The sequence below is a fragment of the Endozoicomonas sp. SESOKO4 genome, from assembly GCF_024606275.1.
The window spans coordinates 1-1,295 of sequence record NZ_JAHHPS010000328.1; the positions used below are offsets into that span (position 1 = coordinate 1).

The window sequence follows — 1,295 nt, forward strand, 5'->3', positions numbered from 1 at the left end:
TTATGTGATTGAGCCAGAGCACCTGTGGAGCAGCATTGCCGAAATGGCTCGCCTTCAAAATGGCGAATTGCTGGCAACTCTTAAAGACGGTTTTGACTATATCGAAAACCACAGTTTTGCCAGCAACTTTCGGGGATTGTTCTCTGAAATTAATCTCAACTCGGAAAAGCTTGGCAAACAACATGCGGATCGTAACGCCAAGCTTTGCACCATTATCCAGAAAATTGCTGAAGGAATTGCCCAGTTTTCTACGACCACAGATATTCTGGGTGATGCCTATGAATACCTGATTGGAGAGTTTGCGGCTGGCTCCGGTAAAAAAGCCGGTGAGTTTTACACCCCTCAGCCCGTCTCTACTATTTTGTCTCGCATCGTCACGTTGGACAGTCAGGAACCCAAAACCGGCATGCGCGACAAACTGGACAAGGTGATGGATTTTGCCTGTGGCTCCGGCTCTCTGCTGCTGAATGTCCGTAAACAGATTAAAGAAGCCGGTGGTAGCATCGGCAAAATCTTCGGGCAGGAAAAGAACATCACCACCTACAACCTGGCGCGGATGAATATGCTGCTTCACGGGGTGAAGGATTCCGAGTTTGAAGTGTTCCACGGTGATACCCTGATCAACGAGTGGGATCAGTTGAATGAAATGAACCCGGCCAAAAAGCTACAGTGTGACGCCATTGTTGCCAATCCGCCGTTTAGTTTGAGGTGGGAACCCACAGAAGCTTTGGCTGAGGACTTCCGCTTTAAAAGCTATGGCCTTGCTCCTAAATCCGCAGCAGATTTCTCCTTTTTGCTACATGGCTTCCACTTCCTGAAAGAAGACGGCACCATGGCGATTATCCTGCCCCACGGCGTGCTGTTCCGCAGTGGAGGTGAAGCTAAAATCCGGCAGAAACTGCTGAAGGATAATAATATCGATGCCGTTATCGGCCTGCCATCTAACCTGTTTTTCTCAACGGGGATTCCCGTTTGTATTTTGGTGTTAAAAAAGTGCAAAAAGTACGAGGATGTACTGTTTATTAATGCCAGCGAGCACTTCGAGAAAGGCAAACGGCAAAACAAGCTCCGTAGTGAGGATATCGATAAAATCATTGATACTTATCAGAAACGAACAGAGGAAGATCGATACTCACGCCGTGTCTCACTGGAGACGATCGCCGAGAAAAATGGCTATAACCTCAATATTTCCCGCTATGTGAGCACTGCCAAGGCGGAAAAGATTGAGGACCTTGGTGAGATTCATTCCAAGTTGGTCGAGATCAACAAACAGGCCAGCGAGGCGGCTGAACGGC

The 1,295-nt window shown here is 48.1% G+C and carries 1 protein-coding gene; it reads left to right on the forward strand.

Features of this window, described 5'->3' with window-relative positions:
- Positions 1-43: 43 nt before the first annotated feature.
- Positions 44-1,295, forward strand: a 1,252-nt coding sequence (locus KDK16_RS06265; RefSeq protein ID WP_257275194.1) for a type I restriction-modification system subunit M, incomplete at its 3' end; no start/stop codon positions are given.